12 protein-coding genes are annotated in these 15502 nt (G+C 69.2%); all 12 read left to right on the top strand.

Annotated elements, in window-relative coordinates:
* Window positions 1-66: 66 nt before the first annotated feature.
* From AC0LPE_RS13790 to nuoN, 12 genes are read left to right on the top strand one after another with little or no spacing between them, the layout of a single operon-like run.
* Window positions 67-621 (top strand): NuoB/complex I 20 kDa subunit family protein, encoded by a 555-nt coding sequence (locus tag AC0LPE_RS13790; RefSeq protein ID WP_059381031.1) that lies wholly within the window; start codon window positions 67-69, stop codon window positions 619-621.
* Window positions 618-1334 carry an NADH-quinone oxidoreductase subunit C gene (locus AC0LPE_RS13785; protein WP_160875876.1) on the top strand — a complete coding sequence of 239 codons (717 nt, stop codon included), beginning with the start codon at window positions 618-620 and terminating at the stop codon, window positions 1332-1334. The genes AC0LPE_RS13790 and AC0LPE_RS13785 overlap by 4 nt, the downstream gene beginning before the upstream one ends.
* Entirely contained in the window at window positions 1331-2635 is a 1305-nt protein-coding gene (locus AC0LPE_RS13780; protein ID WP_088898406.1) for an NADH-quinone oxidoreductase subunit D, read from the top strand. The genes AC0LPE_RS13785 and AC0LPE_RS13780 overlap by 4 nt, the downstream gene beginning before the upstream one ends.
* The gene (gene nuoF, locus AC0LPE_RS13775; RefSeq protein WP_490604675.1) at window positions 2632-4818 is read left to right on the top strand and encodes an NADH-quinone oxidoreductase subunit NuoF; all 2187 of its coding nucleotides are present in this window, start codon (window positions 2632-2634) and stop codon (window positions 4816-4818) included. The genes AC0LPE_RS13780 and nuoF overlap by 4 nt, the downstream gene beginning before the upstream one ends.
* Window positions 4815-7283 (top strand): NADH-quinone oxidoreductase subunit G, encoded by a 2469-nt coding sequence (locus AC0LPE_RS13770; protein WP_490604674.1) that lies wholly within the window; start codon window positions 4815-4817, stop codon window positions 7281-7283. Before nuoF ends, AC0LPE_RS13770 begins: the two co-directional genes overlap by 4 nt.
* A complete protein-coding gene (nuoH, locus tag AC0LPE_RS13765; protein ID WP_160875881.1) occupies window positions 7280-8584 on the top strand; it encodes an NADH-quinone oxidoreductase subunit NuoH in 1305 nt (434 codons plus the stop codon). The genes AC0LPE_RS13770 and nuoH overlap by 4 nt, the downstream gene beginning before the upstream one ends.
* A complete protein-coding gene (gene nuoI / locus AC0LPE_RS13760) occupies window positions 8584-9129 on the top strand; it encodes an NADH-quinone oxidoreductase subunit NuoI (protein WP_016696064.1) in 546 nt (181 codons plus the stop codon). Before nuoH ends, nuoI begins: the two co-directional genes overlap by 1 nt.
* Window positions 9126-9917, top strand: a complete 792-nt coding sequence (locus AC0LPE_RS13755) for an NADH-quinone oxidoreductase subunit J (protein WP_229565002.1) — start codon at window positions 9126-9128, stop codon at window positions 9915-9917. The genes nuoI and AC0LPE_RS13755 overlap by 4 nt, the downstream gene beginning before the upstream one ends.
* Complete coding sequence (gene nuoK, locus AC0LPE_RS13750; RefSeq protein WP_006554035.1) at window positions 9914-10213, top strand: NADH-quinone oxidoreductase subunit NuoK; 300 nt, start codon at window positions 9914-9916, stop codon at window positions 10211-10213. The genes AC0LPE_RS13755 and nuoK overlap by 4 nt, the downstream gene beginning before the upstream one ends.
* A 57-nt stretch (window positions 10214-10270) precedes the next feature.
* The gene (gene nuoL, locus AC0LPE_RS13745) at window positions 10271-12163 is read left to right on the top strand and encodes an NADH-quinone oxidoreductase subunit L (RefSeq protein ID WP_229565001.1); all 1893 of its coding nucleotides are present in this window, start codon (window positions 10271-10273) and stop codon (window positions 12161-12163) included.
* Between the two features lie 13 nt (window positions 12164-12176).
* Window positions 12177-13877: an NADH-quinone oxidoreductase subunit M gene (locus AC0LPE_RS13740; RefSeq protein WP_160875884.1), complete on the top strand. Its 1701-nt coding sequence runs from the start codon at window positions 12177-12179 to the stop codon at window positions 13875-13877.
* A complete protein-coding gene (gene nuoN, locus AC0LPE_RS13735) occupies window positions 13874-15478 on the top strand; it encodes an NADH-quinone oxidoreductase subunit NuoN (protein ID WP_229564999.1) in 1605 nt (534 codons plus the stop codon). Before AC0LPE_RS13740 ends, nuoN begins: the two co-directional genes overlap by 4 nt.
* Window positions 15479-15502 lie beyond the last annotated feature (24 nt).

Genomic DNA, 15502 nt, shown 5'->3' with positions numbered 1-15502 from the left:
AACGGGTTCCGTGAGCGGAGGACCGGCGGCTGATCGACCGGTCCGGGTCCGGGGGAAGTGACGGGCATGGGCATCGAGGAGAAGGTTCCCAGCGGTTTCCTGCTCAGCACCGTCGAGACCCTCGCCGGTTTCGCGCGCAAGGGCTCGCTGTGGCCGGCGTCCTTCGGGCTCGCGTGCTGCGCCATCGAGATGATGGCCACCGCAGGCGGCCGCTACGACATCGCCCGCTTCGGCATGGAGGCCTTCCGGGCCTCGCCACGACAGGCCGACGTGATGATCGTCGCCGGTCGCGTCAGCCAGAAGATGGCCCCCGCGCTGCGCCGCGTCTACGACCAGATGGTCGAACCGAAGTGGGTGCTGGCGATGGGCGTGTGCGCCTCCTCGGGCGGGATGTTCAACAACTACGCGATCGTCCAGGGGGTCGACCACGTCGTCCCCGTCGACATCTATCTCCCGGGCTGCCCGCCCCGACCCGAGATGCTCCTGCACGCCATCCTCACCCTGCACGAGAAGATCGCGCAGATGCCCCTCGGTGTGAACCGGGCGGAGGCGATCCGCGCCGCGGAGGAAGCGGCCCTGGCCCAACGCCCCCTCATCGAACTGACGGTGCCGCCGCGATGACCGATCTCCAACGGACAGGATCCGACCACGACGACCGCACCGACGAGGTGATCGCCGTGCGGCGCGGCATGTTCGGCGTGCGCGGATCCGGCGACACCAGCGGCTACGGCCGACTCGTGCGCCGGGTATCGCTGCCCGGCAGCACCGAACGTCCCTACGGCGGATACCTCGACGAGCTCGTCGACACGCTCGAGGACGTCCTCGACGAACGGTCCGGCGACACCGGGGTGGGTTACGTGCAGGCGGTCGAGAAGGTCGTCGTGCACCGCCACCAGCTGACCGTCTTCGTCCGCCGCGACCATCTGCCGCTCGTGGCCCGCACCCTGCGCGACCATGCGGATCTGCGCTTCGAGCTGTGCCTCGGGGTCAGTGGGGTGCACTACCCGCAGGAGTCGGGACGCGAACTGCACGCGGTGTATCCGCTCGTCTCGATCACCCACAACCGCCGGATGCGGCTCGAGGTCGCGATCCCCGACAGCGACCCGCACGTCCCGTCGCTCTACCGCATCTACCCGACGAACGACTGGCACGAGCGCGAGACCTACGACTTCTTCGGGATCGTCTTCGACGGGCACCCCGCGCTCACCCGCATCGAGATGCCCGACGACTGGCGCGGACATCCCCAACGCAAGGACTACCCTCTCGGCGGAATCCCGGTGGAGTACAAGGGCGCCCGGATCCCGCCACCCGACGAACGGAGGGCGTACACGTGACGAGCGAACCCGCGACCGAGACCGTCTTCGACGCCGTCGGACGCGACTGGGACGACATCACCGCTGCCGTACGCGACAGCGGTGAGGACCACATCGTCGTCAACATGGGACCCCAGCACCCGTCCACCCACGGAGTACTGCGCCTGATCCTCGAGATCGACGGCGAGACCGTCACCGAGGCCCGCTGCGGAATCGGCTATCTCCACACCGGGATCGAGAAGAACCTCGAATTCCGCAACTGGACCCAGGGCGTCACCTTCGTCACCCGCATGGACTACCTCGCCCCGTTCCACAACGAGACGGCCTACTGCCTCGGCGTCGAGAAACTGCTCGGCATCGAGGATCTCGTCCCCGACCGCGCGCAGGTCGTGCGGGTGATGCTCATGGAACTCAACCGCATCTCCTCGCACCTGGTGGCGCTGGCCACCGGCGGCATGGAACTCGGTGCGACCACGCCCATGCTGTTCGGCTTCCGCGAACGCGAACTGATCCTCGACGTCTTCGAGACGATCACCGGACTGCGGATGAACCACTCCTACATCCGGCCCGGCGGACTGTCCCAGGACCTGCCCGACGAGGCCGTGCCGATGATCCGCGACCTGCTCGCCCTGCTGCCCGGCCGCCTCGCCGACCTCGAGGCCCTGTTCACAGACAACCCCATCTTCATCTCACGCACCCGCGACATCGGCTGCCTCGATCTCACCGGCTGCATGGCCCTCGGCGTCACCGGACCGATCCTGCGATCCACGGGCCTGCCCTACGACCTGCGCCGAGCCGAACCCTACTGCGGGTACGAGACCTACGAGTTCGACGTCGTCACCGCCGAGGGATCCGACTGCTACGCGCGTTATCTCGTCCGGATCGGGGAGATGCGCGAATCGTTGAAGATCGTCGAACAGTGCCTCGACCGGCTCCGTCCCGGACCGGTGATGGTGCAGGACGGCAAGATCGCCTGGCCGTCGAAACTGCAGCTCGGACCGGACGGACTCGGCAACTCGCCCGACCACATCCGTCACATCATGGGCGAGTCGATGGAGGGCCTGATCCACCACTTCAAGCTCGTCACCGAGGGCATCCGCGTCCCGGCGGGACAGGTCTACATCGGCGTCGAATCGCCACGCGGCGAGCTCGGCGTCCACATGGTCAGCGACGGCGGCACACGCCCCTACCGCGTGCACTACCGCGACCCGTCGTTCACGAATCTGCAGGCCGTCGCGGCGATGTGCGAAGGCGGCATGGTCTCCGACGTGATCGCCGCCGTCGCCAGCATCGACCCGGTGATGGGGGGAGTGGACCGATGAGCACCGAATTCGTGCGCGCCGCGGGTGCGGAGACCACCGGCACCGCGGCCACGAGCGAGACCTCCGCCGCCGTGCCGATGACCGAACCGGCCGGACGCGAACCCGTCCTCGTCCCGCTCGGGCCGCGACCCGACGAGGACACCTATCTCACCCCACCCGACGCACCGCGCCGCTATCCCCACGACGTGCGTGCCCGCCTCGACGCCGACGCCGACCGGATCGTCGCGCGCTACCCGCAGCCCCGATCGGCGCTGCTGCCGCTGCTGCACCTCGTGCAGGCGGAGGACGGGTACATCACGCCGGCCGGCATCGAGTTCTGCGCCCGGCGGCTCGGGCTCACCGGCGCCGAGGTCGCCGCCGTCTCGACCTTCTACACCATGTACCGCCGCTCGCCGACCGGCCGCCACCACGTGGGAGTGTGCACGAACGCGCTGTGCGCGACGATGGGCGGCGACGAGATCTTCTCCGCCCTGTGCACCCGGCTCGGCATCGGACACGACGAGACCACCGCCGACGGCGCAATCACTCTCGAACACATCGAATGCAACGCGGCGTGCGACTACGCCCCGGTGATGACCGTCGACTGGGAACTGTTCGACAACCGCACCGTCGACTCCGCGATCGAACTCGTCGACGACCTGCTCGCCGGCGGCACACCCGCACCGACGCGCGGCGCCCCGCTGCGCAACTTCCGCGACACCGCGCGCCTGCTCGCGGGCATCCCCGACGACCGGCCCGGTGCGCTCGAGGCCGCCGGTACCGCCGGTCCGGCCTCCCTCGCCGGGCTCGAGGTCGCCCGCAAGCACGACATGCGGGCACCGGAACCACCGGAGAAGGACGAGGCCGTCGTCGCCCTCGGGAAATCACCGACGGGTCTGACCCCCGTGCTCACCCGTTACTGGGACGAGGAACAGGCGTGGACCCTCGACGCCTATCGGCGGCACGGCGGATACGAGGCCTTGCCCATCGCGCTCGGCACGGATCCGGATGCGGTCATCGCCGCGGTGAAGGACTCCGGGATCCGCGGCCGCGGCGGCGCCGGATTCTCCACCGGAACCAAGTGGTCCTTCATCCCGCAGGGCGACGACAAGCCGCACTATCTCGTCGTCAACGCCGACGAATCCGAGCCGGGCACCTGCAAGGACATCCCGTTCATGCTGGCCACCCCGCACGCCCTCGTCGAAGGCGTGATCATCGCCGCCTACGCGATCCGCGCCCGGCACGCGTTCGTCTACCTGCGAGGAGAAGCCGTCCCGGTCCTGCGGCGTCTGCACGCCGCGGTCGCGGAGGCCTACGAGGCCGGTTATCTCGGACGCGACATCCTCGGCTCCGGATACGACCTCGAACTCGTCGTCCACGCCGGTGCGGGCGCGTACATCTGCGGTGAGGAGACGGCGCTGCTCGACTCCCTCGAGGGCCGGCGCGGCCAACCACGGCTGCGCCCACCCTTTCCCGCCGTCGCCGGCCTGTACGCGTGCCCGACCGTGGTCAACAACGTCGAATCCATCGCGAACGTCCCGCTCGTCATCCGCAACGGTGTGGACTGGTACCGCTCGATGGGCACCGAGAAATCACCGGGCTTCGCGATGTTCTCGCTCTCCGGGCACGTCACCACCCCCGGCCAGTACGAGGCCCCGCTCGGCATCACCCTGCGCGAGCTGCTCGGCTACGCCGGAGGTGTGCGCGCCGGCCACCGGCTCAAGTTCTGGACACCCGGTGGCTCGTCGACCCCGATCTTCACCGACGAACACCTCGACGTCCCCCTGGACTACGAGAACGTCGCCGCCGCCGGGTCGATGCTCGGGACCCGGGCCCTGCAGATCTTCGACGAGACCACCTGCGTCGTCCGCACGGTGCTGCGCTGGACCGAGTTCTACGCCCACGAATCGTGCGGCAAATGCACCCCGTGTCGCGAGGGCACCTGGTGGCTCGTGCAGATCCTCGAGCGGCTCGAACACGGCCGGGGCACCGAAGCCGACCTGGAGAAGCTGCTCGACATCTCCGACAACATCCTCGGCCGGGCGTTCTGCGCGCTCGGGGACGGCGCGACCAGCCCGATCACATCGTCGCTGAAGTACTTCCGCGACGAATACGTCGCCCACTTCGAGCACGGCGGCTGCCCGTTCGACCCGCACCTGTCGACGCTCGCCGCCGACACCCCCGCGGAAGGAGGCGAGCGATGACCGCAGTGTCCGGTGCCGGAGCGGAGAAATCCGAGACCACCGACCTCGTGAACGTCACTATCGACGACACCGAGATCGCCGTGCCCAAGGGCACTCTCGTGATCCGCGCCGCCGAACTGATCGGGGTCCAGATCCCGCGGTTCTGCGACCACCCGCTGCTCGAACCGGTCGGTGCGTGCCGCCAGTGCCTCGTCGAGGTCGAGGGCCAGCGCAAACCGCTCGCCTCGTGCACCTCGGTGGTCACCGACGGGATGGTCGTGCGCACCCAGTTCACCTCGCCGGTGGCCGACAAGGCCCAGCGCGGCGTGATGGAACTGCTGCTCATCAACCATCCGCTCGACTGCCCGGTGTGCGACAAGGGCGGAGAGTGCCCGTTGCAGAACCAGGCGATGTCCAACGGACGCGCAGAATCCCGTTTCGAGGACACCAAACGCACCTACCCGAAACCCATCGCGATCTCCTCGCAGGTGCTCCTCGACCGCGAACGCTGCGTGCTGTGCGCGCGCTGCACCCGCTTCGCCGACCAGGTCGCGGGCGACCGGTTCGTCGACATGCTCGACCGCGGGGCGCTGCAGCAGGTCGGCATCTACACCGAGGAACCGTTCGAGTCGTACTTCTCCGGCAACACCGTCCAGATCTGCCCGGTCGGTGCGCTCACCGGCGCCGCCTACCGGTTCCGCGCCCGCCCGTTCGATCTGGTCTCCACACCGAGTGTGTGCGAACACTGCGCGAGCGGCTGCGCCCAACGCACCGACCACCGTCGCGGAGTCGTGCTGCGCCGCCTCGCCGGGGACGACCCCGAGGTCAACGAGGAATGGAACTGCGACAAGGGGCGGTGGGCGTTCACCTATGCCACCGCCGACGACCGCCTCACGACGCCGCTCGTCCGCGACGACACCGGAGCGCTCGTTCCCGCATCGTGGATCGAGGCGCTCGGCGTCGCCGCCCGCGGCTTGGCTGCGGCGCGCGGTAGGGCCGGGGTCCTCACCGGTGGCCGGCTCACCGTCGAGGACGCCTACGCGTACGCGAAGTTCGCGCGAACGGCGCTCGGCACCAACGACATCGACTTCCGCAGTCGAGCCCTGTCGGAGGAGGAGACGGACTTCCTCGCCTCGCGGGTCGCCGGGCGGCGCCTCGACGTCACCTACCGCGACCTCGACCGCGCGCCGGCGGTGCTCCTCGTCGGATTCGAGCCGGAGGAGGAGTCGCCGATCGTCTTCCTGCGGCTGCGCAAGGCGGTCCGGCGGAACAGGCTGCAGGTCTTCACGATCGCACCGTTCGCCTCGCGCGGTGTCCACAAGCTGTCGGGCCGGGTCGAGCATTGCGTCCCGGGCGACGAGGCACGCGCGCTCGACGCGATCCGCACCGGCGCATCCGCCGACGCCGCGGCGGCGCTCGGGACTCCCGGTGCGATCGTGCTGGTGGGGGAGCGGGCCGCAGCATCGCCCGGCACGCTGTCCGCCGCTGCGGCCCTCGCCGACGAGACCGGAGCCCGCCTCGCGTGGATCCCCCGCCGCGCCGGTGATCGCGGAGCACTCGAAGCCGGCGCCTTCCCGACCCTGCTGCCCGGCGGTCGCCCGATCGGCGATCCGCAGGCCCGGCGCGACGTCGAGTCGGCGTGGGGTCTACCGGCCGACACCCTGCCGTCGGAGCCGGGCCGCGACACCGACGCCATCCTCGCCGCGGCCGCCGAAGGTGATGTGGCTGCGCTCGTGGTCGCCGGCGTCGCCCCCGCCGACCTGCCCGACCCCGATGCCGCACTCGCGGGTCTCGACGGTGCCGGCTTCGTCGTGAGTCTGGAAGTGCGACGCAGCGCGGTGACCGACCGCGCCGACGTCGTCTTCCCCGTCGCGCCGGTGGTCGAGAAGGCCGGGAGCTTCCTCGACTGGGAGGGGCGCGAACGTGCCTTCCCGATCGCCCTCCGCGACACCGGAGCACTGCCCGACCACCGGGTGCTCGCGGCGATCGCCGACGCGATGGACCTCGACGGAGGCCTCGACGATCCCGGTCCCCACGACGTCGAGACCCTGCGCCACGAACTCGCGGAACTCGGACGATGGACGGGCACCGTCCCCGAGTCGCCGGGAGTGTCCCCGCGGCCTCCGCGACGTCCCGTTCTCGGGGAAGCGGTCCTCGCCACCTGGCGGATGCTCCTCGACGCGGGCCGGTTGCAGGACGACGAACCGCACCTCGCCGGAACGGCGCACGAACCCGTCGCCCGTCTGTCGGCCGCGACGGCCGCGGAGATCGGCGCCGCCGACCATCATTCGCTCACGGTCTCCACCGAGCGCGGCTCGATCACGCTGCCGCTGGTGGTCGACGACCTGCCCGACCGTGTCGTCTGGCTGCCCACCGCCTCCCCGGGATCGATGGTGCACGGCGATCTCGGTGTCACCGCCGGTGATGTGGTGCGGATCCGGGCCGCCACGACGGGTTCCGGATCGGCCGAGGAGGATCCGCGATGAGCGTCACCGCCCAGCAGCCCGTGGACCTGTCGATGTTCGGCATCGACCCGTGGTGGCTCGTCGTCGTCAAGGCCGTGGCCATCTTCGCGTTCCTCGTCCTGACCACCCTCGTGATGATCCTCGCCGAACGCAAGATCATGGCCTGGATGCAGATGCGGGTCGGACCCGACCGGGTGGGACCGAAGGGACTGTTCCAGACCGTCGCCGACGGCCTGAAACTCGCGCTCAAGGAAGGCATCATCCCGACCGGGGTGGACAAGCCGATCTACATGCTCGCCCCGATCATCGCGACGGCTCCGGCGTTCATGGCGTTCGCGGTCGTTCCCTTCGGGCCGGAGGTGTCGATCCTCGGGAACCGGACGCCGTTGCAGCTCACCGATCTTCCCGTCGCGGTGCTCTACGTCCTGGCGATCACCTCCGTCGGCGTCTACGGGATCGTGCTCGCCGGCTGGGCCTCCGGTTCGACCTATCCGCTGCTCGGTGGTCTCCGCTCGACCGCGCAGGTCATCTCCTACGAGATCGCGATGGGACTCGCGTTCGCCGCGGTCTTCCTGCAGGCGGGCACGATGTCGACCTCGGGCATCGTCGCCGCGCAGAACGACCTGTGGTTCGTCGTGCTGCTACTGCCGTCCTTCCTGGTGTACTCGGTGTCGATGGTGGGGGAGACCAACCGCGCGCCCTTCGACCTGCCCGAGGCCGAGGGTGAACTGGTGGGCGGATTCCACACCGAGTACTCGTCGCTGCGATTCGCGATGTTCATGCTCGCGGAGTACGTCAACATGGTCACCGTCTCCGCGCTCGCGACCACCCTGTTCCTCGGCGGCTGGCACGCGCCGTGGCCGCTGACGCTGTGGAGCGGCGCGAACTCGGGCTGGTGGCCGCTGCTGTGGTTCGTGATCAAGGTGTGGGTCGTGCTGTTCGTCTTCGTGTGGCTGCGCAGCACCCTGCCGCGACTGCGCTACGACCAGTTCATGGCCCTGGGCTGGAAACTGCTCATCCCCGTCTCGGTGGTGTGGGTGATGATCGTGGCCGCGCTGCGCATCCTCGACACCGACGACGTCCTGCCCGGCACCGCGAGCCTCATCGTCGCCGGGGTGCTGTCCACCGCCCTGCTGTTCGCCTACCTCACCCTGCAGGGGCGGCGGACCCGGCGCATCGCACAGGCGACGGAACCACCCGCCGACGTCGACGAGGAATTCGACGCCATGGCCGGGGGCTTCCCCGTGCCGCCACTACCTGCTCGGTCGAGCACCCGATCGAGTCCGCCCGCCCCGGCGGGTCGTCTCCCAGGAGGATCGTGATGGTCGAATTCCGCGGCCCGCTCGCCGGTTTCGGTGTGACGCTCACGACGATGTTCAAGAAGCCCAACACCGAGCAGTATCCGGAGCAGAAGAGACCCACCGCACCCCGCTATCACGGACGCCACCAGCTCAACCGGTATCCGGACGGACTCGAGAAGTGCATCGGCTGCGAACTGTGCGCGTGGGCGTGCCCGGCCGACGCCATCCACGTCGAGGGCGCCGACAACACCGACGAGGAGCGGTACTCGCCCGGCGAACGGTACGGGCGCGTCTACCAGATCAACTACCTGCGGTGCATCGGCTGCGGACTGTGCATCGAGGCGTGCCCGACCCGCGCGCTGACGATGACGAACGAGTACGAGATGGCCGCCGACAACCGTACCGACATGATCTACGAGAAGGACCGCCTGCTCGCCCCCCTCGAACCCGGGATGCAGCCACCGCCGCATCCCATGGCACCCGGCGCCACCGACGAGGACTACTACCGGGGCACGATCCCCGTCCCGGAACACGCGTCCGCCGCCGACGGGGAGGAACGCCGGTGACCACCGCCCTGCTCGCCGCCGAACTCACCACGACCTCCACCGGGGAGGCCGTGCAGTTCTGGATCCTCGGCGCCGTCGCGGTACTCGGGGCGCTCGGCGTCGTCATCGCACCGAAAGCCGTGTACTCGGCGCTGTTCCTCGCCATGACGATGATCGTGCTCGCCGTCTTCTACATCGCGCAGGACGCATTGTTCCTCGGTGTGGTGCAGGTCGTCGTCTACACCGGTGCCGTGATGATGCTGTTCCTGTTCGTGCTCATGCTCGTCGGAATCGACTCCGCCGACTCCCTCGTCGAAACCATCAAGGGACAGCGCGTTCTCGCGATCGTCGTGGCGATCGGCTTCGCGGCTATGCTCATCGGTGGCATCGGGAACACCGCGGTCTCCGGCTTCGCGGGACTCGACGCGGCCAACGCCGGCGGCAACGTCGAGGGCCTGGCGGTGCTGCTGTTCATCGACTACGTCTGGGCGTTCGAACTCACCGGAGCCCTGCTCATCACCGCCACCGTCGGTGCGATGGTGCTCGCCCACCGGGAACGTCTGCAGCCGAGGCAGACCCAACGCGAACTCGCCGCACGCCGGTTCCGCGAAGGGGAGCGGGTCACACCGCTGCCGGCCGCGGGTGTCTATGCCCGCCACAACGCCGCCGACGTCCCGGCCCTGCTCCCGGACGGATCGTTCTCCGAACTGTCGGTCGGCGAGTTGCTCGGCCGCATCGGACGCGACTGGGACCACACCGAACTCGGCCTGCGTGAACCCGGCGACGACGCGAGGAAGGATCGGCGATGAACCCCGAGAACTACCTCTACCTGTCGGCACTGCTGTTCACCATCGGTGCGGTGGGAGTTCTCCTGCGCCGCAACGCCATCGTCGTGTTCATGTGCGTCGAGTTGATGCTCAACGCCGCCAACCTGGCCTTCGTCACCTTCGCGCGCATGCACGGCAATCTCCACGGACAGGTGTTCGCCTTCTTCACGATGGTCGTCGCGGCCGCCGAGGTCGTCGTCGGCCTCGCGATCATCGTGACCATCTTCCGGACGAGGCGATCCGCCTCCGTCGACAACGCCGACCTGCTCAAGTACTGACGACCCCACGAGGACGGTGAGTGTGAGAGCCCACGACGAACCGAGAGGACACGCGGCATGACTTCGTTCCTGAACTCGGCGCTGTGGACGATACCGGCACTGCCCCTGGCCGGCGCGTTCGTTCTGCTGCTCCTCGGGCGTCGCAGCGACCGCTGGGGACATCTGCTCGGATGTGCCACGGCGATCGCCTCGTTCGTCCTCGGCGCCGTCATGTTCGCCGGACTGCTCGGACTCGACGCGCGCGATCGGCTGGCCCAGCAGACCGTGTTCACCTGGGTGCCGGTCGGAGAACTGCAGGTCGATCTCGGACTCCGGCTCGACGCGCTGTCGATCTGCTTCGTACTGCTCATCACCGGCGTGGGTTCGCTGATCCACCTCTATTCGGTCGGCTACATGGCGCACGATCCGGAGCGCCGGAAGTTCTTCGCCTATCTCAACCTGTTCCTCGCGGCGATGCTGGTGCTCGTCCTCGCCGACAACTTCCTCGTCCTGTATCTCGGATGGGAGGGCGTCGGTCTCGCCTCGTACCTGCTCATCGGTTTCTGGCAGTACAAGCCCACCGCCGCGACCGCCGCGAAGAAGGCGTTCGTCGTCAACCGCGTCGGCGACATGGGGCTGCTCGTCGCCCTGATGATCATGTTCGCGACCTTCGGCAGCCTCGACTACGACACGGTCTTCGCCGCGGTGCCCGCGGCGAGCGAGGGCACCGTGACCGCGATCGGCCTGTGCCTGCTCCTGGCCGCGTGCGCGAAATCCGCCCAGCTGCCACTGCAGTCGTGGCTCGGCGACGCCATGGAGGGCCCCACCCCGGTCTCCGCGCTCATCCACGCCGCCACGATGGTCACCGCCGGTGTGTACCTCGTCGTCCGCGCGAACGCGATCTTCGACGCCGCACCGGCCGCGCGACTCGCGGTGGTGATCGTCGGCGCCGCGACCTTGCTCTTCGGCGCGATCATCGGCTGCGCCAAGGACGACATCAAGAAGGCGCTCGCGGCGTCGACGATGAGCCAGATCGGCTACATGGTGCTCGCCGCCGGGCTCGGGCCCGCCGGGTACGCCTTCGCGATCCTGCACCTGCTCACCCATGGCTTCTTCAAGGCCGGACTGTTCCTCGGTGCCGGCTCGGTGATGCACGCGATGAACGACGAGACCGACATGCGCCGCTACGGCGGACTGTGCGCGGTCATGCCGATCACCTTCGCCACCTTCGGGCTGGGGTATCTCGCGATCATCGGGATCCCGCCGTTCGCCGGGTTCTTCTCCAAGGACAAGATCATCGAGGTGGCCTTCGCGGCCGGCGGTGTCGAAGGCATCGTGCTCGGTGGCGTCGCGCTGCTCGGTGCGGGGCTGACTGCCTTCTACATGACCCGCGTGATGATCCTGACCTTCTTCGGCGACCGGCGATGGGCGGCCGACGCCACCCCGCACGAGTCGCCGGCCTCGATGACCTGGCCGATGATCGCCCTCGCCGTGGGCTCGGTCGGTGCCGGCGGTCTGCTGGTGCTCGGTGGCGCGTTGCAGCACTGGCTCGAACCCGTCGTCGGCTACGACCATCACGAAGCCGGTCTGCCCGTCTGGCTGGTCACCATCGTCACGCTGGCGGTCGTGCTCGCCGGTGTCGCCGTCGCCTACCGGCAGTACGTGCGCGCACCGGTCCCGGAGACGGCACCCGAAGCAGTGTCTGCGCTGACCGTCGCCGCACGCCGCGACCTCTACGGCGACGCCGTGAACGAAGCGGTGTTCATGCGTCCCGGTCAAGGCCTCGTGCGTGCGCTCGACGCCGTGGAGTCCACCGGCATCGACGGCTCGGTCACCGGTGCCGCCACCGGGATCGGTGCGCTCTCGCGCGGACTGCGCCGGCTGCAGACCGGCTTCGTCCGCTCGTACGCGTTGTACATGTTCGCCGGCGCGACCGTCGTGGTCGGTGCGCTCGTCCTGGTGACGCTGTGATGGGGGTGTACTGGTGACCACCGTTCCCTGGTTGACGATCCTGTGGGTGCTCCCGCTGCTCGGCGCCGCCGTGATCGCGGCTCTGCCCGCTCGCCTCGGTTCCGCCGTTCGCTCGATCGCCCTGGCGGTGTCGATCGCCGTTCTGGTGGTCGCGGTGATCGTCGCCGTCGGATTCGACCGCGGGGGAGAGCGTTTCCAGTTCGTCGAATCGCACGACTGGATCCCCTCGTTCGGCGCCGGCTACCGGCTCGGCGTCGACGGCATCGCGCTGGTGCTGGTCCTGTTGACCGCCGCGCTCGTGCCGTTGCTCCTGGCCGCCGGGTGGCACGATCACCGCGCCGCCGACGAGGAGGCCGGCGCGGCCCGCCCGCGTTCCGCGCACACCTATGTGGCACTGATCCTGCTCGTCGAGTCGATGGTGCTCGTGTCGTTCACCTCCCTCGACATCCTGCTGTTCTACGTCTTCTTCGAAGCGATGCTCGTCCCGATGTACTTCCTCATCGGCGGGTTCGGTTCGCCGGGGACACCGCGCGCCGACCGGGCCCGCGCCGCCGTGAAGTTCCTGCTGTACAACCTGCTCGGTGGCCTGGTGATGCTCGCCGCGTTGATCGGCCTGTACGTGGTCACCGCCCGATCCGGGCTGGGGGAGACGGCGGGAGTGGGCACCTTCGACGTCCGCACCGTCACCGCGGCCGCCGTCTCGGGGGATCTCGACGCGACCCCCGCCGTGCTCGGCGCACTGTGTTTCGGCTTTCTCGTCGCCTTCGCGGTGAAGGCCCCGCTGTGGCCGCTGCACGGCTGGCTGCCCGACGCGGCGGTGCGGACCACGCCGGTCGCGGCGGTGCTCATGATGGCCGTGGTCGACAAGGTCGGCACCTTCGGCATGCTGCGGTACTGCCTGCAGCTCTTCCCCGACGCCTCGGTGACCTTCGCGCCGGTCGTGGTGGCCCTGGCTGTCATCGGCATCGTCTACGGCGCCGTGCTCGCGATCGGTCAGACCGACATGATGCGCCTGATCGCCTACACGTCCATCTCGCACTTCGGGTTCATCGTCCTCGGCATCTTCGCCCTGACCGCGCAGGGGCAGGCCGGTTCGACCCTGTACATGGTCAACCACGGGATCTCCACGGCCGCACTGTTCCTCATCGCAGGTTTCCTCGTCTCGCGGCGCGGCGACCGCACCATTGCGGCCTACGGCGGGGTGCAGAAGGTCGCCCCGGTCCTCGCCGGGACCTTCCTCGTCGCCGGACTGGCGACCCTGTCCCTGCCCGGACTCGCACCGTTCGTCAGCGAGTTCCTCGTCTTCGTCGGCACCTATCCGCGCTACCAGGTCGCGGCGGTGATCGCGACGCTCGCGCTCGTGCTGTCCGCGCTCTACGTGCTGTGGCTCTACCAACGCATGATGGGCGGGCCCGTGCGCCTGCCCGGCGGGGACGACGGTGACGACGGGAACGACAGTGCCGACGGTGCCGACCACACCCGCAGGCTCTCCGATCTCGTGCCTCGTGAGGTCGCGGTGGTCGCGCCGCTGATCGCCCTGCTGCTCGTCCTGGGGATCTATCCGAAACCCGCGCTCGACGTCATCACCCCCGCGGTCGACGACACGCTCGTCTCGATCGACATCTCCCGGCCCGAACCGGTGGTGCCCGCCGAGCGTCCCGTCGCCGAGAGTGGTGTTCCCACACGCGGTTCCGAGGAAGGTGAAGCCGAATGAACTCCTCTGAGGGTATCGCCGTTCTTGCCGCGTCCCTTCCCGCCCCGGCGATCGACTACGGACTGATCGCACCGATCCTCATCGTCTTCGCCGCGGCCGTCGTCGGTGTGCTGGTCGAGTCCTTCGTGCCGGCCTCGGCACGCTATCTCGCCCACGTGGTCCTGACGACGGTCGCGCTGGTGGCGGCCATCGTCGCCGTGGTGATGCTCGCGGGAACCCGCGCGACCACCCTGTCGGGGGCGGTCGTGATCGACGGTCCCGCGCTGTTCCTGCAGGGGTCGGTCCTGATCATGGCGTTGCTGTCGGTCGCGCTCGTCGCGGAACGGAGTATCGAACAGGTTCGCACGCAATCGGTGTCCCGCGCCGCGGTCGGTGCGCATCTCGACGCGTTCGCACCCCAGGCGTCGGCGATCCCGGGCACCGCCGCCGAGCGGCAGGCGCTCGCGGCGGGTGGCGCACGGACCGAGGTCTTCCCGCTCCTGCTGTTCGCGGTGGGCGGGATGCTCGTGTTCCCGGCCTCGAACGACCTGCTGACGATGTTCGTCGCGCTCGAAGTGCTGTCGCTGCCGCTGTACCTACTGTGCGGTCTGGCGCGGCGCCGCCGCTTGCTCTCCCAGGAAGCAGCGCTGAAGTACTTCCTGCTGGGCGCGTTCTCGTCGGCGTTCTTCCTGTACGGAGTGGCGATGCTCTACGGCTACGCCGGGACCGTCCACCTCGGCGGGATCGACCTGGCCATCGACACCGGTGCGAGCAACGAGACCACCGCGCTCGTCGGGGTGGGTCTGCTGGCCGTCGGGTTGCTCTTCAAGATCGGGGCGGTGCCCTTCCATTCGTGGACACCGGACGTCTACCAGGGTGCGCCGACGCCCGTGACGGCGTTCATGGCCGCCGCGACGAAGATCGCCGCATTCGGCGCACTGCTGCGCGTGCTCTACGTCGCGGTCCCCGGTTCCGCCGACCAGTGGCGCCCGATCCTGTGGGCCGTCGCGATCGCGACGATGATCGTCGGTGCGGTTCTGGCGGTGACGCAGAACGACATCAAGCGCATGCTCGCGTACTCGGCGATCAGCCATACCGGATTCGTGCTCACCGGTGTCGTGGCCGGCACCGCCTCCGGGGTGTCGTCGACGCTGTTCTATCTGCTCGTCTACGGGATCGGGACGGTCGGTGTGTTCGCCGTGGTGACGCTGGTGCGCGACCCGGACGGCGAGGCGTGGGAGCTGTCGCGCTGGGCCGGTGTCGGGCGGCGCTCACCGTTGCTCGGCGGGGCGTTCGCGCTGTTCCTGCTGTCGCTGGCGGGCATTCCGCTCACCAGCGGGTTCATCGCGAAGTTCGCGGTCTTCGGTGCGGCGATCGAGGGCGGTGCGGCTCCGCTCGTGATCGTCGGTGTGCTGGTCAGTGCGGTCGCCGCCTACTTCTACGTGCGGGTGATCGTGCTGATGTTCTTCACCGACCCGACCGACGACGCCCCGCGGCTCGCGACCTCGACCGTGGCGACGAGCGCGGCGATCGCGTTCGCGGCGGTGGCGACGGTGCTGCTCGGCATCCTGCCGCAACCCGTCCTCGACCTCGCCGAGCGGGCGGCGGTGTTCGTGCTCTGACCACGAGCGGGCGCGGGCCGGGAA

The organism is Rhodococcus sp. S3 (assembly GCF_058211795.1).
The sequence above is the reverse complement of the archived record's forward strand: the minus strand, read 5'-3'. Positions and strand labels throughout refer to the sequence as shown.

What these genes read in the sequence shown, in the direction of transcription:
- AC0LPE_RS13790 (WP_059381031.1), top strand. Translation starts at nt 67, where the DNA reads ATGGGCATCGAGGAGAAGGTTCCCAGCGGTTTCCTGCTCAGCACCGTC.
- AC0LPE_RS13785 (WP_160875876.1), top strand. Translation starts at nt 618, where the DNA reads ATGACCGATCTCCAACGGACAGGATCCGACCACGACGACCGCACCGAC.
- nuoF (WP_490604675.1), top strand. Translation starts at nt 2,632, where the DNA reads ATGAGCACCGAATTCGTGCGCGCCGCGGGTGCGGAGACCACCGGCACC.
- AC0LPE_RS13770 (WP_490604674.1), top strand. Translation starts at nt 4,815, where the DNA reads ATGACCGCAGTGTCCGGTGCCGGAGCGGAGAAATCCGAGACCACCGAC.
- nuoH (WP_160875881.1), top strand. Translation starts at nt 7,280, where the DNA reads ATGAGCGTCACCGCCCAGCAGCCCGTGGACCTGTCGATGTTCGGCATC.
- nuoI (WP_016696064.1), top strand. Translation starts at nt 8,584, where the DNA reads ATGGTCGAATTCCGCGGCCCGCTCGCCGGTTTCGGTGTGACGCTCACG.
- nuoK (WP_006554035.1), top strand. Translation starts at nt 9,914, where the DNA reads ATGAACCCCGAGAACTACCTCTACCTGTCGGCACTGCTGTTCACCATC.
- nuoL (WP_229565001.1), top strand. Translation starts at nt 10,271, where the DNA reads ATGACTTCGTTCCTGAACTCGGCGCTGTGGACGATACCGGCACTGCCC.
- nuoN (WP_229564999.1), top strand. Translation starts at nt 13,874, where the DNA reads ATGAACTCCTCTGAGGGTATCGCCGTTCTTGCCGCGTCCCTTCCCGCC.